The sequence below is a fragment of the Pelagicoccus sp. SDUM812005 genome (assembly GCF_031127875.1).
Classification (GTDB): domain Bacteria; phylum Verrucomicrobiota; class Verrucomicrobiia; order Opitutales; family Opitutaceae; genus Pelagicoccus.
Genome location: NZ_JARXIA010000057.1, coordinates 1 through 1,687, shown reverse-complemented (window position 1 = coordinate 1,687; position 1,687 = coordinate 1). Strand labels below are relative to the sequence as shown.

At 45.7% G+C, this 1,687-nt stretch carries 2 protein-coding genes; both read right to left on the bottom strand.

The annotated features are described in order from the left end of the window. Positions 1-618: 618 nt before the first annotated feature. Positions 619-1,011, bottom strand: coding sequence for a tetratricopeptide repeat protein (locus QEH57_RS24635; protein ID WP_309009469.1), 393 nt, complete (start codon positions 1,009-1,011; stop codon positions 619-621). Positions 1,012-1,023: 12 nt separating this feature from the next. Next, positions 1,024-1,578: a hypothetical protein gene (locus tag QEH57_RS24630; protein WP_309009468.1), complete on the bottom strand. Its 555-nt coding sequence runs from the start codon at positions 1,576-1,578 to the stop codon at positions 1,024-1,026. Between the last annotated feature and the right edge of the window lie 109 nt (positions 1,579-1,687).

Genomic DNA, 1,687 nt, shown 5'->3' with positions numbered 1-1,687 from the left:
GACAATGAAGTGCAGAGAAGGTAAAATAGGATAATGCTTTTCATGTGAGTTTGTTCGGAGGGGAGTGGATTCAGGATTCTTTTCTTTCTGCCTAATCGTCGAGCTCAGGCGACAAGGCCTAGGCTAAGGTTTGAATTTCTGGGATGGTTGATTTTCATGGGGTCGTAGTGAAAGGGGCGGGCGTTTGCCGCAGTTGCCTGGAGCGTCTTGTTGGCAGATTTTTTCATCCTAGGTTTATCCATATCGCTAATACGCTCAGTACGATAATCACAATCGTGGCAAAAGATCTCACTATCCATTTTTCGCTTCTTTTCTTTCCTATTCGTCTCGCTAGGAGTGCTTGAAACAGGACCACGAGATAGACGAAAGCAAAGGTGCCTAGTACGACTAGAACCGAATTTTTGTTAAACTGTATTCCGCTTCCTTGGATCAGCGATATGACGACGGCTAGGACGCCGCCGAATCCCATAATCAATAGAGTGACGATCAGGGAGCCTAGCAACGTATGTGGCTCAGAGTGTGGTGGGTCCTGAAAGTCGTAGTTCTTCATTTCTTTGCCAACGCCAAGCTCAGGCGACGAGCGCTTGCGCTCGTTGCCTGGAGCGACTGGTTATACTTTTAGTTTTGTATCCACTTTTCTTTTAGTGCTTGGAAATCGTCTCTCTCGAACAGGACTCCAAAATCCTCATCTTCCAGCAGTGTATGAATCATTTCTTTGTTCATACTGCAGGAGTAATCGGCGAATTCTAGGAAAAGCTCGAGATCACCGGCAAGTCGTAGACTGCGAAATATTCGATAGTGGATTCCCCAATCTTCGATATTCTTTTCTTGTGCCTTGATGAAAGCTTCAGCTGCTTCCGAGTGACGTCCTAATTCGTCAAGGCAAACACCGTAGTTGAACCAACTTGTGTCGATTTCGGGAGATCGTTCGATTACTTCTTGGATCACGGGTAGGGCTTTCTCCCAGTCGCTTTGCGCAACCAAAGCTTCGTATCGTTCGATCAAATTCATTTTTGTATAACGTCAAAGCCATACGCGGAGGCCGGTCGCGGAGCGACTGGCCGGAGTTGTATGGGCTGCCTGGTTCGGCCCGATTGTTTTCTTCTTTTGAAAGTTTAAGTTCAGAATCCCGTCTGAATCTCCCGTGCTCAGTACAAAAATCCCAATTTTGGTTTTTTGTCTATCCCACTCGATATCCAGAGTCCTCAAAAGATCGTTCTCTTCAACCTTCTTGGTCGGCTCTCCTAGAATGCTTGAGAGTTCAATTTGAAGCTCGTTTGCAACTAGTGCTAAAGCATCGTGATTATTTCGTTCCAGGATATGAAGTGAGACTTGGGCTAGACCTAAATCGTCGAAATAGAAGTGAACCGAGAAATCGCGATTTCTGAATCGATACTTTTCAATTTCTAATTTCTCTTCGGCTCCAGTTCCGATGAAAGAAGGTTTTGACGGTACTTGTGCTTCCGGAAAATATTCCAACACCTGTTGCTCTGTCATTCCGCAAACTGTTTCCTTCCAGAGATTCTGTGCAACGAGAACGCTTGGGAATATAAGTATTAAGCAGAGGAGTATTTTCATTTTCTATTTTGCCGAACGTCGAGCTCAGGCGACAAGGCCCAAGCTATCGTTTGAATTTCTGGGGTCGTTGATTTTCATCGGGTCGTAGTGAAAGAGGCGGGCGTTTGCC

Coding starts and splice junctions, on each gene's coding strand:
- QEH57_RS24635 (WP_309009469.1), bottom strand. CDS start 1,011: ATGAATTTGATCGAACGATACGAAGCTTTGGTTGCGCAAAGCGACTGG.
- QEH57_RS24630 (WP_309009468.1), bottom strand. CDS start 1,578: ATGAAAATACTCCTCTGCTTAATACTTATATTCCCAAGCGTTCTCGTT.